Here is a 20088-nt window from a genome sequence, read left to right as displayed (position 1 = left end):
ACGCCGGCCTGCGGCCGGACGCGCTGCCGGCAAACGCCGCTACAGCCAGCGTTCCCAGACGGGTTTGAGATCGGACGGCAGCGGCGGCAGGCTGCCGAGTTCGGTGCGCCCTTCGCCCGGCGCGTGGAAATCGGAGCCGCGCGACGCCTCGAAGCCGAAGCGCCGCGCGACGTCTGCGTATTCGCGGTACTGGCCGGGCGTGTGACTGCCCGTCACGACCTCGATCGCGACGCCGCCCAGATCGATGAATTCGCCGAAGAACGCGTCGAATTCGACGGGCGTGTACGCATAGCGGCCCGGATGCGCGACGACCGCCTCGCCGCCCGACTGCCGGATCCACGCGACCGCGTCGGACAGCTTGGCCCAGCGGTGCGCGACGTAGCCCGGCTTGCCGTCGCCGAGGTAGCGGTCGAACACATCGGCCGTCGACACCGCATAACCCTTGTCGACGAGAAAGCGCGCGAAGTGCGTGCGCGAGATCAGGTCGGGATTCGACACGTACTCGAGCGCGCCTTCGTAAGCGCCTTCGATGCCGAGCGCGGCGAGCGCGTCGCCGATCGCAACCGCGCGCGCTGCGCGGCCGTTGCGCGTCCGGTAGAGGCCGTCGGCGAGCACGCGGTTCTCCGGATCGATGTGCAGACCGACGATATGCACGGTGCGCGACGCCCACGTCACCGAAATCTCGACGCCGTGCAGATAGCGCATGCCGAGCGCCTCGGCGGCTTCGCGCGCGGCGCGCTGACCGCTGACCTCGTCGTGATCGGTCAGCGCCCACAGCATGACGCCGCCCGCGTGTGCGCGGCGCGCGACGTCGGCGGGAGAGAGCTGACCGTCGGAGACGTTCGAATGGCAATGGAGATCGGCGTTCATGGGGGCATCGGGGACTAAGCGTTCATTCTACTGCAATGCGCAAATTCGCCGCAGCCGCCCCGGTGGTGGGGGAACGGCTGGGGCGGCGGTTTTCGGCTCGTCGCCTCTTGCCTCTTGCCTCTTGCCTCTTGCCTCTTGCCTCTTGCCTCTTGCCTCTTGCCGCCTTGCCGCCTTGCCGCCTTGCCGCCTTGCCGCCTTGCCGCCTTGCCGCCTTGCCGATCTGCCGATTCGCCCGATCGCCGAACCCGCAGTCAGTTCACGCGCAGAACGCTTCGATCAGCGCGGCGATCTGCTCCGGCTGGTCGTGATGGACCATGTGCCCCGCATCCTCGACAAGCTTCTCGCGCCAATCCGCGAACGCCGCAAAGCGCGCCTTGAATTCGGGAATCGGGATTTCGCCCGCGAGGAACGCGAGCGTCGGCGAATCGACGGCCTCGACGTGCAGCACCTTCGCGCGCACCTTCGACCAGATCGCCATCACCTCGTCGAGCCGGTACAACAGCGGGCCGCGCAGCTTGTGCGCGGGATCGGCGAGGAGCCGGTACTGGCCGTCCGCATCGCGCGTCGACCAGTGCGCGGCGAGAAAGGTCGCGCGGCGGGCGTCGAGGCGCGGATTCGTCTTGATGAGGCGTGCGGCGACGTCTTCGAGCGACGCGTAGCGCTTGAGCGTCGGCGGCGTGCGCAGCTCGTCGAGCCACTGCGCGAGGCGCCGCGGCGCCTGCTCGGCGCGCGCGGGCGCAAGCCCGAAGCCCTCCAGGTCGACGACCCGCCGCACCCGCTGCAGCCGCGCGCCCGCGTACAGGCACACGACGTTCGCGCCCATGCTGTGGCCGATCAGGTTCACTTCGCCGTCGGGCGTGTAGTGGTCGATCAGCGCGTCGAGGTCCGCGAGGTACTCGTGGAACCAGTAATGGCCGCCGCCGTGCGCGGCGACCGGCCAGTCGGACAGCCCGAATCCGCGCGCGTCGGGCGCGATCACCTGCCAGTCGCCCGCGAGCGCGTCGACGACGAACTGGAACGACGCCGCGACGTCCATCCAGCCGTGCAGCATATAGAGCGTCGGCGCGTCGGGCCGCCCCCAGCGGCGCACATGCAGCTTCACGCCGCGGATCGTGAAAAAATCGGAAACAGATTGAGTGGAGTGCATCGCAATCGCCAAAAAAGAATGACCGTTCGATTATATCGATCCGGCCCGTCCGGCGTGGGCCGCGCGTCGAGCCTGTGTGTGTCGAGGCACTTCTCTAGGCGGTCCTGGGCCGGAAGCAGCGAACGCTTGATGGGGTCGAAACTGATGCCATGGATCAGGCCGACTGAAATCGCCGACTGCGTCTCGAACGGTTCGGATGTCCGTCGTCTTCGATCGCACTCCGATACCGATCAAATCAAACACGAATCCGGCAACCGACGCGCCCCGCTTGCGAGCGTCTTCGATTAGTCAACCAGTCATCCGCGGCCTCACGCAGTCGACTTCATCGCCCCGCGCCCCGTCGGCCCCCGACGATCCGCTCCCGCGCTCGATTTACACCGCAGCCAAGCCGCCCCCGCACACGCGATGCGCCCCACCCCGTCAAGGCTTCGGCTCGACGTCCTGCGCGACGAGCGCGTTCAATTCGTCGTCGTTGAAACCCGCCGCGCGGCGCGCATCGAAGTTAAACGGACCGCGCAGTCGCGGCGCGCGATACTGCGCGGCGAGCCGTTCGTAGGTCGCGCACGGCTCGAGCCCCGCCTCGCCGCACAGATGGCGAAACCAGCGATTGCCGATCCGCACATGGCCGATCTCGTCGCGCAGGATCACGTCGAGAATCGCTGCCGACGCGTGATCACCGGCCTGCAGAAGCCGCGCGCGGATCGGTGGCGACGCATCGAGCCCGCGCGCCTCGAGCGTGCGCGGCACGAGCGCCATGCGCGCGAGCACGTCGGCCGCCGTCCGCTCGCACATCTCCCAGAGGCCGTCGTGCGCGGGAAAATCGCCGTACGCGTGCCCGAACTCCGCGAGGCGCGCGGCAAGCAGCGAATAATGATGCGCCTCCTCCGCCGCGACTGTCAGCCAGTCGGCATAGAACGCAGCCTGCATCCGCGCAAAGCGCCATACGGCGTCGAGCGCGAGATTGATCGCGTTGAACTCGATATGCGCGAGCGCATGCAGCAGCACCGCGCGCCCTTCCGGCGAGCGCATGCTTCGCCGCTCGAGCCGGCGCGGCTCGACGAGCTCCGGCTGCGCGGGCCGCCCGGGCAAGCCGTGCTCGGGCGCGCACAGCTCGCGCTCCGGCAGCGCCGTCGCGCGTCCGTCGAGCAGCGCGGCGCGCAGCTCGCCGACAAGCGCGGCCTTGCGCGCAGGATCGGGCTCGCAGAGCGCAGCGAGCGCGTCGCTGCGCGCGCAGCGCAGGGGTTCCAACGATGAAATCGGGACGAATGACATGAGAAAGCGACATGCCCGCGCGCGGCGAGCGCGCGCGAACGAACGACAGGGACAACCGTTTACAATAAAGGATTCGATCGCGCCGCATCCAAGCGCAAACACAACCGCGCGCCATTGTACCGGCCGCCCAGACAAGCCCCAAGGGAGACACCGTGACCATCTACAAGCTCGGCGACAACGCCCCGTCCATCCACGAAAGCGTGTTCGTCGCGGACAGCGCGGCGATCGTCGGCAAGGTCGTGCTCGAAGAGAACGCGAGCGTCTGGTTCGGCGCGACGATCCGCGGCGACAACGAGCCGATCACGGTCGGCGCGGGCAGCAACGTGCAGGAAGGCGCGGTGCTGCACACCGATCCGGGCTGCCCGCTCTCGATCGCGCCGAACGTAACGGTCGGCCACCAGGCGATGCTGCACGGCTGCACGATCGGCGAAGGCTCGCTGATCGGCATCCAGGCGGTGATCTTGAATCGCGCGGTGATCGGCCGCAACTGTCTGGTCGGTGCAGGCGCGGTGATCACCGAAGGCAAGACGTTCCCCGACAATTCGCTGATTCTCGGGGCGCCGGCGAAGGTCGTGCGAACGCTGTCCGACGAGGACATCGCGCGGATGCACATGAACACGAAGAGCTACGCGATGCGGCGCGCGTATTTCAAGGAGCAGCTCGTGCGGATCGGCTGAAAAGCCGCGCGCGAGCCGTTTGATTGTCGAGGGAAAAAAGTGAGTGACCAGTTACAGAAATTCATGTTCAACGCGGCTCCGGTGCGTGGCGAGATCGTCTCGCTGCGCAACACGTGGCAAGAGGTGCTCACGCGCCGCGACTATCCGACGCCCGTGCGCAACGTGCTCGGCGAGATGATGGCGGCCTGCGCGCTGCTGTCGGCGAACCTGAAGTTCGACGGCACGCTCATCATGCAGATTTTCGGCGACGGCCCGATGAAGATGCTCGTCGTCCAGTGCAGTTCGGACCTCGCGATGCGCGCGACCGCGAAGTTCTCGGGCGACGCCGCGCAGACGATCGGCGAGGACACTTCGTTCGCCGACCTGATCAACGCGAGCGGCCACGGCCGCTGCGTGATCACGCTCGATCCGACCGACAAACGGCCCGGCCAGCAACCGTACCAGGGAATCGTGCCGCTGAACGGCGAGGACGGCCCGCTCGCGTCGATTGCCGACGTGCTCGAACATTACATGCGGCACTCCGAGCAGCTCGACACGCGCCTCTGGCTCGCGGCCGATCACAATCGCGCGGTCGGCGTGCTGCTGCAGAAGCTGCCGGGCGACGGCGGCATCGTCCCGCGCGTGGAGGAAACCGACACGGACACGTGGGAGCGCGTCTGCACGCTCGGCGGCACGCTCTCGTCGAAAGAACTGCTCGAAGTGGAACCCGAGACCGTGTTCCGGCGTCTGTTCTGGCAGGAGAATGTGCAGCACTTCGAACCAACGAGCACGCGCTTCCATTGCACGTGCTCGCGCGAGAAGGTCGGCGGGATGCTGCGCATGCTCGGACAGGTCGAGATCGACGGCGTGATCGAGGAGCGCGGCCACGTCGAGATCCACTGCGAATTCTGCAATCAGCGCTACGAATTCGATCCGGTCGACGTCGCCCAGTTGTTCTCGACGCCCGAACTCGGCGCGAGCGTAACGCCCGCCGCCGAGCGACGGCACTGATTCGCGCGCGTGCACGCGGGCAACGCGCCGCACGCGCCGTCCGGCGGGCAAGTCGCCGGCACAAGCCAGGAGGCAGCAGCATGAAACCGATTCTTGTTCGCGCCGCACCGATCGCGGCGCTCGTTGCGGCCGCGTCGCTGAGCGGATGCGTCGCGCCGCCACCGACGACGGTCCTGAGCCGCCTGCCCGAGCAGGCAGGCGCGACGTCGCGCACGCTCACGCCCGACGAACGCAAGCGCTACGACGAGATCGACCGGCAGGTGCTGCGCGAGCAAAACGCGGCGATCGCGGCCGACGATGTCGCGCGCGCGTGGACGTACTACTATCCGCCGCCCGTCACCTACTACGGCGGCTATTACGGCGGAGGCTGGGGGCGTGGCTGGGGCACGGGCTTCAGCTACGGCTACCCGGGCTGGTGGTGGTGAAAACACCGGATTCCGAACGATTGAAAATCAGCGGGAAACAAAAAAGCGCGGCCGAAAGACCGCGCTTTTTTGTTAGGCGCTCCGAAGCTTCATCACTGCGCGAAGCTTGCGATGCCCAGCCGGTCGAAGCCGGCAACGCGAGCGATGCGCGTCCCGCCAGGCACCGGCGCATGCGTCGCGCTCGGCGGCGCGTCAGCCGTGCGCCGGCTTGCGCGCCTTGTCGCCGCCGTGCCGCTTTTCGGACTTCGCGCGCGACACCGGATTCGGCACGACGCGCACCGGCGCGGCCGACACCTCGCCGCGCGTCGACGTCGCCGGCTGCGCATTGCTCTGCGCCGCAGGCGCCGGCGAGTTCGGCGACACGAACTGCACGAACACTTCGCCGTCCTTCACCATGCCCATCTCGTAACGCGCACGCTCCTCGATCGCCGAGGTGCCGCTCTGCAGATCCTGCACTTCGCCCGCGATCCGCTCATTGCGCAGCTTCGCGTCGGCGTTCTTCTGCAATTGGTCGTTCAACTGCTGCCGAAGCTCGTGCACTCGCAGCCAGCCGCCATGCCCCCACCACAACGGGTACTGAATCACGATCAGCAAAGCGATCAGGACGACGGTAACGAGCCGCATGAATAAGCCGCAGATATAAGAAGCGCCGCTTCACGAGATCGCGAAGCGGCGTCATCGATGAACAAGACCGATATTAACGCGTTAGCGCGCGTCAGCGCAGGTTATAGAACGCCGACTTGCCCGGGTAGCTCGCGATATCGCCGAGATCTTCCTCGATGCGCAGCAGCTGGTTGTACTTCGAGATGCGGTCGCTGCGCGACAGCGAGCCCGTCTTGATCTGGCCGGCGTTCAGGCCGACTGCGATATCGGCGATCGTCGAGTCTTCCGTTTCGCCCGAACGGTGCGAAATCACGGCCGTGTAGCCGGCGCGCTTCGCCATCTCGATCGCCGCGAACGTTTCGGTCAACGTACCGATCTGGTTGATCTTGATGAGAATCGAGTTCGCGATGCCCTTCTCGATGCCTTCCTTCAGGATGCGCGTGTTCGTGACGAACAGGTCGTCGCCGACGAGCTGAACCTTCTTGCCGAGGCGCTCGGTCAGCAGTTTCCAGCCTTCCCAGTCGCTTTCGTGCATGCCGTCCTCAATCGACACGATCGGGAACTTGTCCGCGAGCGTCGCGAGGTAGTCGGTGAACTCGGCCGACGACAGCTGCAGGCCTTCGCCCGCGAGCTGGTACTTGCCGTCGTGGTAGAACTCCGACGCCGCGCAGTCGAGCGCGAGCAGCACGTCTTCGCCCGCGCGGTAGCCGGCCTTCTCGATCGCCTGCAGGATCGTCGACAGGCATTCGTCGTTGCTGCCGAAGTTCGGCGCGAAGCCGCCTTCGTCGCCGACCGCCGTGCTCATGCCGCGGTCCGACAGGATCTTCTTCAGCGCGTGGAACACTTCCGCGCCGCAGCGCAGCGCTTCGCGGAACGTCGGCTGGCTCACCGGCACGATCATGAATTCCTGGATGTCCAGGCTGTTGTTCGCGTGCGCGCCGCCGTTCACGATGTTCATCATCGGCACCGGCAACTGCATCGCGCCCGAGCCGCCGAAGTAGCGGTACAGCGGCAGGCCGGCTTCTTCAGCCGCGGCCTTCGCGACCGCCATCGACACGGCGAGCATCGCGTTCGCGCCGAGGCGCGACTTGTTGTCGGTGCCGTCGAGTTCGAGCAGCGTCTTGTCGAGGAACGCCTGCTCGGACGCGTCGAGGCCCATGATCGCTTCGGAGATCTCGGTGTTGATGTGCTCGACGGCCTTCAGCACGCCCTTGCCGTTGTAGCGGCCGGCTTCGCCGTCACGCAGCTCAATCGCCTCGCGCGAGCCAGTCGACGCACCCGACGGCACCGCCGCGCGGCCCATCGTGCCCGACTCGAGCAGCACGTCGCACTCGACGGTGGGGTTGCCGCGCGAATCCAGAATCTCGCGGCCGATGATATCTACGATTGCACTCATGGTTTCCTCTGAAAATGACGATGGATTCTGTCTTCAGCGATGGCGGCCAGCGCGCACGCGAAAGCCGCTTTCACTACTGACGCGCGCGAGGGCCGCCGAGTTCATCTCAATTGAAATCGTTTTCCAGGAACGGCGCGCGCTTCACCGCCCGATCGAGCGTGGCGAGCGTCTCCAGCAGCGCGGCCATCTTGCCGAGCGGCACCGCGTTCGGGCCGTCCGACCGGGCCTCGGCCGGGTTCGGGTGGGTCTCCATGAAGAGCCCCGCGATGCCCGTCGCGACCGCCGCACGCGCGAGCACCGGCACGAATTCGCGCTGGCCGCCCGAGCTCGTGCCCTGCCCGCCCGGCAGTTGCACCGAGTGGGTTGCGTCGAACACGACGGGCGCGCCCGTCTCGCGCATGATCGCGAGCGAGCGCATGTCCGACACGAGGTTGTTGTAGCCGAACGACACGCCGCGCTCGCACGCGAGGAAGCGGTCTTCCGACAGCCCCGCGTCACGCGCGGCGTCGCGAGCCTTGTCAATCACGTTCTTCATGTCGTGCGGCGCGAGGAACTGGCCCTTCTTGATGTTGACGGGCTTGCCCGACTGCGCGCACGCGCGGATGAAGTCGGTTTGACGGCACAGGAACGCGGGCGTCTGCAGCACGTCGACGACGGCCGCGACAGGCGCGATCTCGTCGGTCTCGTGCACGTCGGTCAGCACCGGCACGCTCAGCTGGCGCTTCACCTCGGCGAGGATCCGCAGGCCCTCGTCCATCCCGAGCCCGCGAAACGACTTGCCCGAGCTGCGATTGGCCTTGTCGTACGACGACTTGTAGATGAACGGCACGCCGAGCTTCGCGCAGATCTCCTTCAGCCGGCCCGCGGTGTCGATCGTCATCTGCTCCGATTCGACGACGCAGGTGCCGGCGATCAGGAAGAACGGCTGGTCGAGCCCGACTTCGAATCCGGCGAGATTCATGCTTTCACTCCGGCGCGCGACTGCTGATACGCGAGCGCGGCCTGGACGAACGACTTGAAGAGCGGATGGCCGTCGCGCGGCGTCGACGTGAACTCCGGGTGGAACTGGACGCCGACGAACCACGGGTGCATCGCGCGCGGCAGCTCCATCATTTCCGGCAGATTCTCGCTCGGCGTGCGCGCGCTGATCACGAGGCCGCCCGCTTCGAGCTGCGGCACCAAGCGGTTGTTGACTTCGTAGCGGTGACGGTGACGCTCGTTCACGTCCTTGCCGTAGATCTCTTCGGCGAGCGTGCCCGCCTTGATCGGGCAGCGCTGCGAACCGAGCCGCATCGTGCCGCCGAGATCCGATTCCTCGGTCCGCTTCTCGACCTTGCCGTCGCGGTCGAACCACTCGGTGATCAGCGCGACGACACGCTCCGGCGTGTTCGGATCGAACTCGGTGCTGTTCGCCTGCGCGAGGCCGACGACGTCGCGCGCGAATTCGATGACGGCGAGCTGCATCCCGAGGCAGATGCCGAGATACGGGACCTTCGATTCGCGCGCATGGCGGATCGCCGCGATCTTGCCTTCGGTGCCGCGCCGGCCGAAGCCGCCCGGCACGAGGACCGCGTCGAGATGCGCGAGGCTCGCGGTGCCGTTCGCCTCGAGCTCTTCCGAATCGATGTACTCGATGTTGACCTTCGTCGACGTGTGGATCGACGCATGGCGCAGCGCTTCGATCAGCGACTTGTACGATTCCGTCAGGTCGACGTACTTGCCGACCATCCCGATCGTCACCTCGTGCTTCGGATGCTGAAGCTTCTCGACGAGATCCGACCACATGCGGAGATCGGCCGGCTTCGGATCGAGCTTGAGCTCCTCGCAGATGATCTTGTCGAGGCCCTGGTCGTGCAGCATCTGCGGAATCTTGTAGATGCTGTCGACGTCCCACACCGAGATCACCGCGTCTTCCGGCACGTTCGAGAAGAGCGAGATCTTCTTCGATTCGTCGTCGGGGATCGGGCGGTCGGCGCGGCAAAGCAGCACGTGCGGCGAAATGCCGATCTCGCGCAGCTTCTGCACGCTGTGCTGGGTCGGCTTCGTCTTCAGCTCGCCCGCCGTCGCGATGAACGGCACGAGCGTCAGGTGAACGAAGCATGCGCTGTTGCGGCCGAGGCGCAGGCTCATCTGGCGCGCCGCCTCGAGGAACGGCAGCGACTCGATGTCGCCCACCGTGCCGCCGATCTCGACGATCGCGACATCCGGCTCGCCGCAGGTGGCCGACGCCGCGCCGCGCTCGACGAATGCCTGGATCTCGTTCGTGATGTGCGGGATCACCTGGACGGTCTTGCCGAGGTAATCGCCGCGACGCTCCTTGCGGATCACCGATTCGTAGATCTGACCGGTCGTGAAATTGTTGGCCTTGCGCATCTTCGTGCTGATGAAGCGCTCATAGTGGCCGAGGTCGAGATCGGTTTCCGCGCCGTCTTCCGTCACGAACACTTCGCCGTGCTGAAACGGGCTCATCGTGCCGGGATCGACGTTGATGTACGGATCGAGTTTGAGGAGGGTGACTTTGAGACCGCGCGATTCGAGGATCGCGGCGAGAGAAGCGGCGGCAATGCCCTTGCCGAGGGAAGAAACTACGCCGCCGGTGACGAAAACATATTTGGTCATCGCTGGATGCTCGCGGGAAAAACGGATTATACCGTAAAGGCCGCGCGTCACTCAGCAATCAACGCTCGATCACACCCTTTCCTTCTCCTTTCCGGGCGCATGCGCGCCCCTCCCCGGCCGTCCCGCGCCCCCCCCGCCGCACGCCGCGCAAACCTGTCGCGCGGACCTTGCTTCGCGCGCGTTGCGTCCGCCCTCTTGCGCACCGCGGCACGCTCGAAGCGGACGCCGACACGATCACGCGCGCCGCGCTTCGGCGCGGCCGCTCTCGGCGGCGCGCAGCGCGTTGATCATGCGCTGCAGCGCCCGCGCGGTCTCGAGCGGCCGCTCCATCGGGAAGAGATGACTGCCTTCGAGCCACTCGATCCGGCCGCGCGCCGCCCGGCGCGTCGCCGCGAGCCCGATCTGGCGGATCTCGCGCGAACGCGTGCCGGCGAGCAAGCCGATCGGCACGGGCGCGCCGTGCGCAAGCCGCGGGCCGAGCGTATGCGGCAGCGTCCGGTAGATCATGTATTCGATCTGCCGGTCGAACGCGAGCGCGCGCTCGCCCGCCGCACTCGTCTGCGGAATGCCGTAGTCGATATAATCGGACAGCATCCGTTCGTCCCAGCGCGCGAACGACTGCTTCGCGCGGAAATGCCGCCAGGCGTCGTCGCGGCTCGCCCAATGGACGCGGCGGTTGCGCGTCGCGGCGGCGGGCGACAGGCGCTCGTCGAGCCCCGTCCATTGGCTCACGCGCAGCGCGCTGCTGCGCCAGCCCGCGATCACGGGCGAATCGAGCATCACGACGCCGCGCACCCATTGCGGACGCTTGAGCGCCGCCATCAGCGACAGGTAGCCGCCGAGCGAATGGCCGACGAGCCAGACGGGCCGCTCGTACGTGCGGCCGATGTCGTCGAGCAGTTGCTCGACGAGGTGCGGCCAGTCGCGCGTCACCGGAAAGCGGCGGTCGTGTCCGATTCGCTCGATGAAGCGCAACTCGTAATCGTCCGCAAGCTCGGCGAAGATCGTCCGGTAAGTGGATGCCGGAAAGCCGTTCGCATGGGAAAAATGGATGATGTCCTTCAAATGCCGCTGTCTCCCTGTCGTAGCCTCCGCGCCGCATCACCAGCCCATCCAGTAGCGCCGGCGCGCGTCCCGGTATCGGATCGGCACGGGGGCCCCGCCGTCCGACGCCACGTCGATGCGCACCGCGCCGTCGCGGTCGGTGCGAGGCAGCTCGATGCCGCGCCCGACATAGCGCGCCCAGACGGTCGGATGCGGATGCTGGAACCTATTTGCGTAGCCTACCTGAAATACGGCAATGCGCGGCTCGACCGAATCGAGGAAAGGTTCGGTCGACGACGTGCGGCTGCCGTGATGCGGGACGACGAGCACCTGCGCGGCGAGCGCCTCGCGCGATCCGGCCACGAGCGTGCGCTCGGAGCGTGCGTCGACGTCGCCCGTCAGGAGCGCCGCGCGCTCGCCCGCCGACACGCGCAGCACGCAGGACTGCGCGTTCGTCGCACCGCCCGCCCGTGGGCCGCCGCCGGGCCAGAGCGTCGCGAATTCGACGCCATCCCAGTGCCAGCGCTGCCCCGCGGCGCACGGCAGCGCGTCCGTCACGCCGGCTGCGCGCGCGACGCGCCAGAGGCGATTCGAAGGCGGCAGGCCGCCCGTCATCTGCGCGACCGCGACCGATTCGAGCACGGCGGGCGCGCCGCCCGCGTGGTCCGAGTCCGCGTGGCTCACGACGAGCGCGTCGAGCGCGCGCACGCCCTGCGCGTGCAGGAACGGCACGACGACCCGCTCGCCCGCGTTCGACGCCTCGGGCCCCGGGCCCGCGTCGAACAGCAGCGCGTGCCGCGCGGTCTCGATCAGCACGGCGGAGCCCTGCCCGACGTCGAGCGCCGTCAGCCGGAACGCGCCTTCGGGTGGCGCATGCGACGCCGGCGCGAGGAGCGGCAGCCAGGCAAGCGGCGCCGCGTGGCGCAGCGGCCAGCCGCGCGGCGTCAGCGCCCAGACGACGCCCGCCGCCGCCGTCGCGAGCGCGAGGCCGCCAGGCATCGGCAACATCCAGACCGTGCGCCCCGCGCCGGCCGTCGCTTCGAGGAGCCGCACCATGGTCGCGACGAGCGCATGCGCAAACGCGAAGGCGAAAGCATCGAGCGGCGCGGGCAGCACGACGCCGGCGAGCACCATCGGCGTGACGAGCGAGCCGACCCAGGGGATCGCAAATGCGTTCGCGAGCGGCCCGGCGAGCGGAATCTGCGCGAACCACAGCACGGTGAGCGGCGCGAGCGCGATCGTCACCGCGTACTGCGCGCGCGCGGCATCGCGCACACGCCGGGCGAGCCGCCTCATCGCCCGCGCGAACGCCGTGCGCAACCGCGCGGCGTGCGACGGCGGCACGCCGTCGCCACCATCGCCGCCGTCGATTGCGCCGAGCCCCCCGCGTCCATCGTCTGCCTCACGCGCATCGCGCGCGGCACTTCGCCCCGACGACACGAACAGGATCGCCGCGACCGCGCCGAACGACAGCCAGAATCCCGGCGCCGTCACCGCCCACGGATCGACGAGCAGCACGCAGCCGAGCGCCGCCGCCAGCACCGACGATGGCGCGAGCGAACGCCCGCTCAGATACGCGACGCCTGCAGCGGCGAGCATCCACCACGCACGCTGCGCGGGCACATTGAAGCCGGCGAGCGCCGCGTAGCCGGCGCTACCGACGATCGCGCCGATCGCCGCGATCTTCTGCGCGGGCAAGACGAGCGGCCAGTTCCGCCCGACGTAGCCCGAGCGCCGCCAGAACCCGCCCGCGAGCCACGCGCACAAGCCGCCGACCATCCCGACGTGCAGCCCGGAGATCGCGACCAGGTGGCTCGTGCCGGTGTCGCGCAGGATGCGCCAGTCGTCGCCGCCGATGTCGCCCTGCGCGCCGATCGCGAGCGCGACGACGATCCCGCGATGCGCAGCGTCGCCGAGCGCGTCGACGATCCGGCCGCGCAGCCGCGCGCGCAGCCGGTCGATCGCGGCGGCGATGCCGGGCGCCCCGCCCGTCAGCCGCTGTGCATCGTGCGGCGCGGACACGTAGCCGAGCGCCCGGATGCCGCGCGCGAGCCATGCCGCCTCCGCGTCGCGCACGCCGAAGTTCGCGTTGCCGTGCGGGCACTTCAGACGCACGCGCAGCCGCCATCGGTCGCCCGGCACGAGCTCGGGCGGCGGCGCCGTGCGCCTGAACGCATACCAGGCGAGCGACAGCGTCGCGGGAAACCGGACGACGCCCGCATCGTTGTCGTCGACGTCGAACAGGAAGCGCACGCCGTTCGCGTCGCGCGACGGCAGCCCGCGCACCGCGCCCGTCACGACGATGTCACGCCCTTGCCACGGCTCGGGCAGCGCATCGCTCAGGCGCCACTGCGCACGCGCCGCCGCGTAGCCGAAGCCCGCGAGCGCCGCGGCGCAACAGCACGCGCAGAAACCGGCCCGCCGCATGCGCGCACGCGCGTCGCCGCGCAGCGCGGCCGCAAGCCATACGCACAAGCCGAACGCGAGCCCGCCGCCCGCCCATGCCGCCGCACCCGGCAGCGCCGCCTGCTGCTGCAGCGCGACGACGCCGAGCGCGAACGCGCCGCACATCACCCGCATCGCGCCTCCGTGTTTCGCGCCGCCTGGGCGGCGCGCCTGATCACGGATCGATTATGCGGACGAAAGCGCGAGACGCGGCAGCGCGGCGAGCGCGTTAGCCGAAGTGGATAGCGAGAGTCGGGCGACGTCGATGCCGCGCAGCGCGGCGATCGCCGCGCCGATGAGCGGCACCTGGTCGGGCGTGTTGCGCTGCCTGTAGCGCCATTCGGGCGGAATGTCCGGGGCGTCGGTCTCGACCACGAGCGCGTCGAGCGGCAATTGCCCGGCGAGCCGCCTGATCTGCAGCGCGCGGCCGAACGTCACGTTGCCGCCGAAGCCGAGCTTGAGCCCTTGCGCGAGATACGCATCGGCCTGCTGGAAGCTGCCGTTGAACGCGTGCGCGATGCCGCGCCGCACGCCCGCGCGCCGCAGCCCGGCCAGCACGCGATCCTGCGACTTGCGCACATGGCACACGACCGGCAGATCAAAATCGCGCGCGAGCCGCAACTGCGCGTCATAGAAGCACTGCTGCCGGTTCTCGTCGAGCCCCGGCACGAAGTAGTCGAGGCCGATCTCGCCGATGCCGACGAAACGCGGATCATCGAGGCTCGCCTCGACCTCCATCCGCAGCCGGTCGAGATCCTCGTCGCGCGCATGCGGCGTGTACATCGGATGAATGCCGAGCGCGTACACCGCGCCTTCCGTCGCGTGCGCGAGCTCGCGCACCGTCGCGAAATTCATGCGCCCGACGCTCGGGATCACGATCCGCGACACGCCCGCCGCCCGCGCCGCATCGGCAACGGCCCCGCGATCGGCGTCGAACTCGGCCGCGTCGAGATGGCAGTGCGTGTCGATCCACATCGCGTCACACCGGCACGGCCGGCTCCTCGTGCAGCACGCCGTCGCGCAGCCGCAGGATGCGGTCGCAGCGCGCGGCGAGATCGGGATCGTGCGTGACGATCACGAAGCTCGTGTCAAGCGTCCTCGACAATTCGAGCATCAGGTGGAACACGTGATCCGCAGTCGAGCCGTCGAGGTTGCCGGTCGGCTCGTCGGCGAGCACGCACGCCGGCTTCGTGACGAGCGCGCGCGCGATCGCGACGCGCTGCCGCTCGCCGCCCGACAGCTCGCCCGGCCGGTGCTTCGCGCGTGCGCCGAGCCCCACCTCCTCAAGCATCGCGCGCGCGCGATGGCGCGCGTCCTCGGTCGACATCCGGCGGATCCGCAGCGGCATCGCGACGTTGTCGAGCGCGGTGAACTCCGGCAGCAGATGGTGAAACTGATAGACGAAGCCGAGCGCGCGGTTGCGCAGGTCGTTGCGCTCGCGCTCGGCGAGCTGCGTAAACGGCTTGCCGAGCAGCGACACCCGTCCGGCGCTCGGCTCGTCGAGGCCGCCCAGCACGTGCAGGAGCGTGCTCTTGCCCGAGCCCGACGCGCCGACGATCGCAAGCTTCTCGCCGCGCCGCACCGACACCTCGGCGTTGTCGAGCACCTGTACGTTGAAGCCGCCCTGCACGAACGTCTTCGTGATCCCATGCGCCTCGAGCACGCACTCGCGCGCGGCGCCATCCTGATAGTTCTGATTCATCGTCTGTTCGAAGACCCGGTCATTCATAGCGCAGCGCCTCCGCGGGGCGCACCTTCGCGCCGCGCCAGCTCGGATAGAGCGTCGCGAGCGCGGACAGCGCGAACGCGATCACGCCGATCTTGATCACGTCGCCCGGCACGAGCTCGGACGGCAGCTCGCTAATGAAGTACACCGACGGCGGCAGGAACTGCACGCCGAACGCATGCTCGATCATCGGGATGAGCCACGGGATGCTCCACGCGATCAGGCAGCCGAGCGCGACGCCCGTCGCGGTGCCGGCGAAGCCGATCGTCACGCCCTGCACGACGAAGATCTTCATGATCGAGCCCGGCTGCGCGCCGAGCGTGCGCAGGATCGCGATGTCCGCCTGCTTGTTCGTCACGGTCATCACGAGCGACGACACGAGATTGAACGCCGCGACCGCGATGATGAGCGTCAGGATGATGAACATCATCCGCTTCTCGATCTGCACCGCGGAGAACCACGTCTTGTTCTGCTGCGTCCAGTCGCGGATGTACAAGTCGCCCGACAGCGTGTGCGCGAGCTCGCGCGCGACCTGCGGCGCCTTCTGCATGTCCGTGAGGCGCAGCCGCACGCCCGTCGGCGCGGGCAGCCGGAAGAGCGCCTGCGCGTCCTGGATGTCGATCATCGCGAGCGAGCTGTCGTATTCGTAATGGCCGGATTCGAAGAGGCCGACGACCGTGAACTGCTTCAGGCGCGGCATCATCCCGGCCGGCGTGATCGTGCCTTCCGGCGCGACGAGCGTGACCTTGTCGCCGACGCCCACGCCGAGATTGCCCGCGAGCGCGTCGCCGAGCACGATCCCGAACTGGCCGGGCGCGAGCGCCGTGAGCGCGCCCGCCTTCATGTCCTTGCCGATGTCGGACACCTGCGGCTCGAGCGACGGCTCGACGCCGCGCAGCATCACGCCGCTCACCGCGTCCTGGCGCGTGAGGAGCGCCTGCGCGTCGACGTAGGGCGCCGCGCCGATCACGGACGGATTCAGGCGCGCCTCCTTCGCGGTCAGTTGCCAGTCGGGCATCGAGCCCGTCGGCGAAAAGACCTCGACGTGCGCGAGCACCGACAGCATCCGGTCGCGCACTTCTTTCTGGAAGCCGTTCATCACGGACAGCACGACGATGAGCGCCGCGACGCCGAGCGCGATCCCGAGCATCGACACGAGCGCGATGAAGGAGATGAAGCCGTTGCCGGTCGTGCGTTTGCCGGCGCGCGTGTAGCGCCAGCCGATCTGCCATTCGTACGGAAGTTTCAAGCGTATCCTTTCTGCTGGTTGGGACGCCGCGCGCCGCGCGAATCCGCGCGCAGGAACCGGGCCTGCCCGGTCACGCGCGCAGTGTGCCATACAATGCTTAATCGACCCTGAAAACGCTCCGGATCGGGGCGGCCGGCGGCGACGCGGCGGATTCGGTCGAATCCGCCACGCCAGGCGCGATCGACGCGGCGTCGACCGATACTCGCGGGTGCGCCTTCGCCGCGGGCAGCGTGCGCCGGCAAGCGACGCGTGCGCTGCGCCGATCCTCAATTTTACCAACGGAGTCACGCGCGCCGCGCACGCGGCGCGCGGCGCGACATCGGCGACCGGCCTTGCCGTTTGGCCTACAATGCGCACCATCATGCGTGCCCAACGTCTTCACTTCCTCGTGCCTTTCGCGCTGCCGTCGGTCGCCGACGCCGCGTCTTCCCTCCACACGCTCGACAGCCCCGCGCTCGACAAGCTTCTCGCTCGCGCGCGCCTCGTCGAGCGCACGGTCGGCGAAGATTTCCAGCGCACGCTGCCAAACGAACGCTGGCTCGCGCGCCAGTTCGGCGCGATTCCCGCCGACGCCGACGACGCGCCGCTCGCGCCGTACATGCTCATCGCCGACGGCGGCACGCCGGGCGACGACACATGGGCGTGCGTCGAGCCCGTGCACGTGCGGATCGCGACCGATCACCTCGTGCTGATCGATCCCGCGTCGCTCGAGATCGGCGACGACGAAGCCGCCGCGCTGCTCGACACGGCGCGCCCGCTGATCGAGGAGCTCGGCGTGAAGCTGCAGGCGCCGCGGGCATCGCGCTGGTATCTGTCGAGCCCGCAGCTCGCCGGACTCGCGGGTGCCGCGCCGCTGCGCGCGAGCGGACGCAACATCGAGATCTGGCTGCCGCACGAGACGCAGACGGGCGAGCGCTCGCGCGCCTGGATGAAACTGCAGAACGAAGTGCAGATGGCGTGGTTCCAGCACCCCGTCAACGAGGCGCGCGAAGCGCGCGGCTACCCCGCCGTCAATTCGATCTGGTTCCACGCGCAAGGCGCGATGAAGCCGGTGACGAGCCCGTTCGCGCGCGTGCTGTCGCGCTCGCCCGGCGCACGCGGGCTCGCGCTTGCGGCGGGGTCGGCCGCCGGCGAGCCGCCCGCCGCATTCGATGCGCTCGCCGCCGGCGCCGCGGCGCAATCGAGCGACACGACGCTGATCGAGCTCGACGCGCTGACGGCGCCGTTCATCGAGCAGGACTGGGCGCGCTGGCACGACGCGCTCGCCGCGCTCGAGCGCGACTGGTTCGCACCCGCGCTCGACGCGCTCGCGCAAGGCCGCGTCGGCGAGCTCGCGCTCACGCTCTGCGGCGATACGAGCACTGCGACGCTCGCCGCGACGCGCGGCGATCTGCGCAAATTCTGGCGCCGCCGCACGCTCGCCTCCCTGTTCGAATAACGCAACCGCTTCGCATGGCCCACATCGTCACCCGCTCAGCCGCCCCCGCCGCGCTCGATGCGCTCGCCCGCCACGGACTGCATCCCGTGCTCGCCCGCCTCTATGCGGCGCGCGGGATCACGTCGCCCGCCGACGTCGAAACCGCGCTGTCGCGCCTCGTGCCGCCCGCGCAGCTCAAAGGCTGCGCGGACGCCGCCGCGCTGCTCGCGGACGCGCTCGAGGCCGGCCGCAAGATGCTCGTCGTCGCCGACTACGACTGCGACGGCGCGACCGCATGCGCGGTCGCCGTGCGCGGCCTGAGCATGTTCGGCGCGAAGATCGACTACCTGGTGCCGAACCGCTTCGAGTACGGCTATGGCTTGACGCCCGAGATCGTCGAGCTCGCCGCCGCGCGCAAGCCCGATCTGCTGATCACCGTCGACAACGGGATCGCGAGCGTCGACGGCGTCGCGGCCGCGAATGCCCGCGGCATCGACGTGCTCGTCACCGATCATCACCTGCCCGGCGACACGCTGCCCGCCGCGCGCGCGATCGTCAATCCGAACCAGCCGGGCTGCGCGTTTCCGAGCAAGCACATCGCGGGCGTCGGCGTGATGTTCTACGTGCTGCTCGCGCTGCGCGCCGAACTGCGCGCGCGCGGCGCATTCGGCGACGCGCGTCCCGAGCCGCGGCTCGACGGCCTCCTCGACCTTGTCGCGCTCGGCACGGTCGCCGACGTCGTGCGCCTCGACGGCAACAACCGCGTGCTCGTCGCGCAGGGCCTGCAGCGGATCCGCAACGGCCGGATGCAGCCCGGCATCGCGGCGCTCTTTCGCGCGGCGGCGCGCGAAGCGCGCAGCGCATCCGGCTTCGATCTGGGCTTCGGCCTCGGCCCGCGCCTGAACGCGGCAGGCCGCCTGTCCGACATGTCGCTCGGAATCGAATGCCTGACGACCGACGACGTCGGCCGCGCGTGGGAGCTCGCCCAGCAGCTCGACGCGATGAACCGCGAGCGGCGCGAGATCGAGGCGGGCATGCAGCAGCAGGCGCTCGCCGATCTCGCGTCGGTCGACCCGGCCGAAGCGGCGACGATCACGCTCTTCAACCCCAAATGGCACCAGGGCGTGATCGGCATCGTCGCGGGGCGGCTGAAGGAGCGCTTTCACCGGCCGGCGTTCACGTTCGCGCACGCGGACGACAGCGGCGCGCGCGTGAAGGGTTCGGGCCGCTCGATCCCCGGCTTCCATCTGCGCGACGCGATCGACCTGATCTCGAAACGCGAACCCGATCTGATCGTCACGTTCGGCGGCCACGCGATGGCGGCGGGCGTCACGCTCGACACCGAGAACGTGCCGCGCTTCGCCGCCGCGTTCGAGGCGGTCGCGCGCGAACGGCTGTCCGACGATGTGCTCGCGCGCGTGATCGAGACAGACGGCGATCTCGAGGACGCGTATTTCACGCCGCAGGTCGTCGAGCTGCTCGATTCGGCCGTCTGGGGCCAGGGCTTTCCGGCGCCGCTCTTCTCGGGCGAATTCGACGTGGCGTCGCAGGCGCTCGTGAAGGACAAGCACCTGAAACTGCAGTTGATGCGCGGCCGCCAGCGCTTCAACGCGATCTGGTTCAACCACGCCGAGCCGCTGCCCGCGCGCGCGACGCTCGCGTTCCGGCTCGCGAGCGACACGTGGAACGGCATGACGCGCGTGCAGTTGATCGTCGAGCACGCGGCGTAGGGCGCGCCGCCGATCGCCCGCCCGCGATGAAGCGCGCGGACGTGCGCCGATGCGCGTGATCGGCCGGGTGGAGACCGGCGCGATGACGCGCGGAGCGCGAGTGCGGCGCGGAGCGGCACCGCGCGAGGCTTCGCATCGAATGCAAACGCGCCGTGCGATAAAAGCGCCACCCGGTTCGCTTCCGTTCGCGCCCCGCACGCTCTAGCCGCTCGCGCCAGCCGTCCGCGCGCCCGATTCGTCACGGATTTCCGACGAATCGAATCCACGCGGTCCATCCCGCCCGCACGGCTCACGCGATCCGAACACAGCCGCACCGCCAACGCGCGACCTCGAATCCCATCCCGCCGATCGCCGCCCGCCCCGCCGCGCACCGAATCGGCGCCCCCCGCGAGCTGCGCCGCGCCGCGCACCGCCGCCCGCGCCGTACCGGCCGAGGCCGTCGATCGGCTATAATTTCCCCTTTTCACGAAGCGTCAAA

The 20088-nt window shown here is 69.1% G+C and carries 17 protein-coding genes; 5 read left to right on the top strand and 12 right to left on the bottom strand.

The window, feature by feature from the left end:
- Nucleotides 1-39 precede the first annotated feature (39 nt).
- The 3 genes from WS62_RS25195 to WS62_RS25185 form a co-directional block, all read right to left on the bottom strand.
- Nucleotides 40-870, bottom strand: a complete 831-nt coding sequence (locus WS62_RS25195) for a 3',5'-nucleoside bisphosphate phosphatase (RefSeq protein WP_066576660.1) — start codon at nucleotides 868-870, stop codon at nucleotides 40-42.
- A gap of 256 nt (nucleotides 871-1126) precedes the next feature.
- A complete protein-coding gene (locus tag WS62_RS25190; protein ID WP_066576730.1) occupies nucleotides 1127-2017 on the bottom strand; it encodes an alpha/beta fold hydrolase in 891 nt (296 codons plus the stop codon).
- 420 nt (nucleotides 2018-2437) lie between these two features.
- A complete protein-coding gene (locus WS62_RS25185; RefSeq protein ID WP_066576728.1) occupies nucleotides 2438-3256 on the bottom strand; it encodes a ferritin-like domain-containing protein in 819 nt (272 codons plus the stop codon).
- 185 nt (nucleotides 3257-3441) lie between these two features.
- On the opposite strand from WS62_RS25185, the gene WS62_RS25180 reads away from it, so the two are divergent.
- The 3 genes from WS62_RS25180 (at nucleotide 3442) to WS62_RS25170 (ending at nucleotide 5381) form a co-directional block, all read left to right on the top strand.
- Nucleotides 3442-3966: a gamma carbonic anhydrase family protein gene (locus tag WS62_RS25180; RefSeq protein ID WP_066494570.1), complete on the top strand. Its 525-nt coding sequence runs from the start codon at nucleotides 3442-3444 to the stop codon at nucleotides 3964-3966.
- A 39-nt stretch (nucleotides 3967-4005) separates the two neighbouring features.
- On the top strand, nucleotides 4006-4956 hold the full coding sequence (gene hslO, locus WS62_RS25175; protein WP_066494573.1) for an Hsp33 family molecular chaperone HslO: 951 nt from the start codon (nucleotides 4006-4008) through the stop codon (nucleotides 4954-4956).
- An 80-nt stretch (nucleotides 4957-5036) separates the two neighbouring features.
- On the top strand, nucleotides 5037-5381 hold the full coding sequence (locus tag WS62_RS25170) for a hypothetical protein (RefSeq protein ID WP_066494574.1): 345 nt from the start codon (nucleotides 5037-5039) through the stop codon (nucleotides 5379-5381).
- Nucleotides 5382-5573: 192 nt separating this feature from the next.
- On the opposite strand, the gene ftsB is transcribed toward WS62_RS25170, so the two are convergent.
- From ftsB to WS62_RS25125, 9 genes are all read right to left on the bottom strand, one after another.
- Nucleotides 5574-6005 (bottom strand): cell division protein FtsB, encoded by a 432-nt coding sequence (ftsB, locus tag WS62_RS25165; protein WP_066576658.1) that lies wholly within the window; start codon nucleotides 6003-6005, stop codon nucleotides 5574-5576.
- A gap of 91 nt (nucleotides 6006-6096) precedes the next feature.
- Nucleotides 6097-7380: a phosphopyruvate hydratase gene (eno, locus tag WS62_RS25160; RefSeq protein WP_006751590.1), complete on the bottom strand. Its 1284-nt coding sequence runs from the start codon at nucleotides 7378-7380 to the stop codon at nucleotides 6097-6099.
- Nucleotides 7381-7486: 106 nt separating this feature from the next.
- On the bottom strand, nucleotides 7487-8341 hold the full coding sequence (gene kdsA / locus WS62_RS25155) for a 3-deoxy-8-phosphooctulonate synthase (RefSeq protein ID WP_066576656.1): 855 nt from the start codon (nucleotides 8339-8341) through the stop codon (nucleotides 7487-7489).
- Nucleotides 8338-9999 carry a CTP synthase gene (locus tag WS62_RS25150; RefSeq protein ID WP_066494578.1) on the bottom strand — a complete coding sequence of 554 codons (1662 nt, stop codon included), beginning with the start codon at nucleotides 9997-9999 and terminating at the stop codon, nucleotides 8338-8340. Before WS62_RS25150 ends, kdsA begins: the two co-directional genes overlap by 4 nt.
- A gap of 234 nt (nucleotides 10000-10233) precedes the next feature.
- On the bottom strand, nucleotides 10234-11064 hold the full coding sequence (locus tag WS62_RS25145; RefSeq protein WP_066576650.1) for an alpha/beta fold hydrolase: 831 nt from the start codon (nucleotides 11062-11064) through the stop codon (nucleotides 10234-10236).
- A 36-nt stretch (nucleotides 11065-11100) separates the two neighbouring features.
- Nucleotides 11101-13623, bottom strand: a complete 2523-nt coding sequence (locus WS62_RS25140; RefSeq protein WP_066576648.1) for a DNA internalization-related competence protein ComEC/Rec2 — start codon at nucleotides 13621-13623, stop codon at nucleotides 11101-11103.
- A gap of 51 nt (nucleotides 13624-13674) precedes the next feature.
- Complete coding sequence (locus tag WS62_RS25135; protein ID WP_066576647.1) at nucleotides 13675-14463, bottom strand: TatD family hydrolase; 789 nt, start codon at nucleotides 14461-14463, stop codon at nucleotides 13675-13677.
- A gap of 4 nt (nucleotides 14464-14467) precedes the next feature.
- On the bottom strand, nucleotides 14468-15217 hold the full coding sequence (gene lolD / locus WS62_RS25130) for a lipoprotein-releasing ABC transporter ATP-binding protein LolD (protein ID WP_059473720.1): 750 nt from the start codon (nucleotides 15215-15217) through the stop codon (nucleotides 14468-14470).
- Complete coding sequence (locus WS62_RS25125) at nucleotides 15210-16463, bottom strand: lipoprotein-releasing ABC transporter permease subunit (protein ID WP_059473721.1); 1254 nt, start codon at nucleotides 16461-16463, stop codon at nucleotides 15210-15212. Before WS62_RS25125 ends, lolD begins: the two co-directional genes overlap by 8 nt.
- Nucleotides 16464-16824: 361 nt before the next feature.
- On the opposite strand from WS62_RS25125, the gene WS62_RS25120 reads away from it, so the two are divergent.
- Together WS62_RS25120 and recJ are read left to right on the top strand one after the other, a co-directional pair.
- Nucleotides 16825-17901: a regulator gene (locus WS62_RS25120; protein WP_082721276.1), complete on the top strand. Its 1077-nt coding sequence runs from the start codon at nucleotides 16825-16827 to the stop codon at nucleotides 17899-17901.
- Nucleotides 17902-17915: 14 nt separating this feature from the next.
- A complete protein-coding gene (recJ, locus tag WS62_RS25115; RefSeq protein ID WP_066576645.1) occupies nucleotides 17916-19610 on the top strand; it encodes a single-stranded-DNA-specific exonuclease RecJ in 1695 nt (564 codons plus the stop codon).
- The last annotated feature ends 478 nt before the right edge of the window (nucleotides 19611-20088 follow it).

It is taken from the genome of Burkholderia sp. ABCPW 14 (assembly GCF_001523835.1).
Taxonomy (GTDB): Bacteria; Pseudomonadota; Gammaproteobacteria; order Burkholderiales; family Burkholderiaceae; genus Burkholderia; species Burkholderia mayonis.
Note: the sequence above shows the minus strand (reverse complement) of the source record. Positions and strands in the feature narration are given on the sequence as shown.

Excerpts from the sequence above, each read along its gene's own strand:
- lolD (WP_059473720.1), bottom strand. The coding sequence starts at position 15,217 with ATGAATGACCGGGTCTTCGAACAGACGATGAATCAGAACTATCAGGAT.
- WS62_RS25190 (WP_066576730.1), bottom strand. The coding sequence starts at position 2,017 with ATGCACTCCACTCAATCTGTTTCCGATTTTTTCACGATCCGCGGCGTG.
- ftsB (WP_066576658.1), bottom strand. The coding sequence starts at position 6,005 with ATGCGGCTCGTTACCGTCGTCCTGATCGCTTTGCTGATCGTGATTCAG.
- WS62_RS25135 (WP_066576647.1), bottom strand. The coding sequence starts at position 14,463 with ATGTGGATCGACACGCACTGCCATCTCGACGCGGCCGAGTTCGACGCC.
- WS62_RS25140 (WP_066576648.1), bottom strand. The coding sequence starts at position 13,623 with ATGCGGGTGATGTGCGGCGCGTTCGCGCTCGGCGTCGTCGCGCTGCAG.
- WS62_RS25170 (WP_066494574.1), top strand. The coding sequence starts at position 5,037 with ATGAAACCGATTCTTGTTCGCGCCGCACCGATCGCGGCGCTCGTTGCG.
- recJ (WP_066576645.1), top strand. The coding sequence starts at position 17,916 with ATGGCCCACATCGTCACCCGCTCAGCCGCCCCCGCCGCGCTCGATGCG.
- WS62_RS25120 (WP_082721276.1), top strand. The coding sequence starts at position 16,825 with ATGCGTGCCCAACGTCTTCACTTCCTCGTGCCTTTCGCGCTGCCGTCG.
- WS62_RS25150 (WP_066494578.1), bottom strand. The coding sequence starts at position 9,999 with ATGACCAAATATGTTTTCGTCACCGGCGGCGTAGTTTCTTCCCTCGGC.
- eno (WP_006751590.1), bottom strand. The coding sequence starts at position 7,380 with ATGAGTGCAATCGTAGATATCATCGGCCGCGAGATTCTGGATTCGCGC.
- WS62_RS25195 (WP_066576660.1), bottom strand. The coding sequence starts at position 870 with ATGAACGCCGATCTCCATTGCCATTCGAACGTCTCCGACGGTCAGCTC.
- kdsA (WP_066576656.1), bottom strand. The coding sequence starts at position 8,341 with ATGAATCTCGCCGGATTCGAAGTCGGGCTCGACCAGCCGTTCTTCCTG.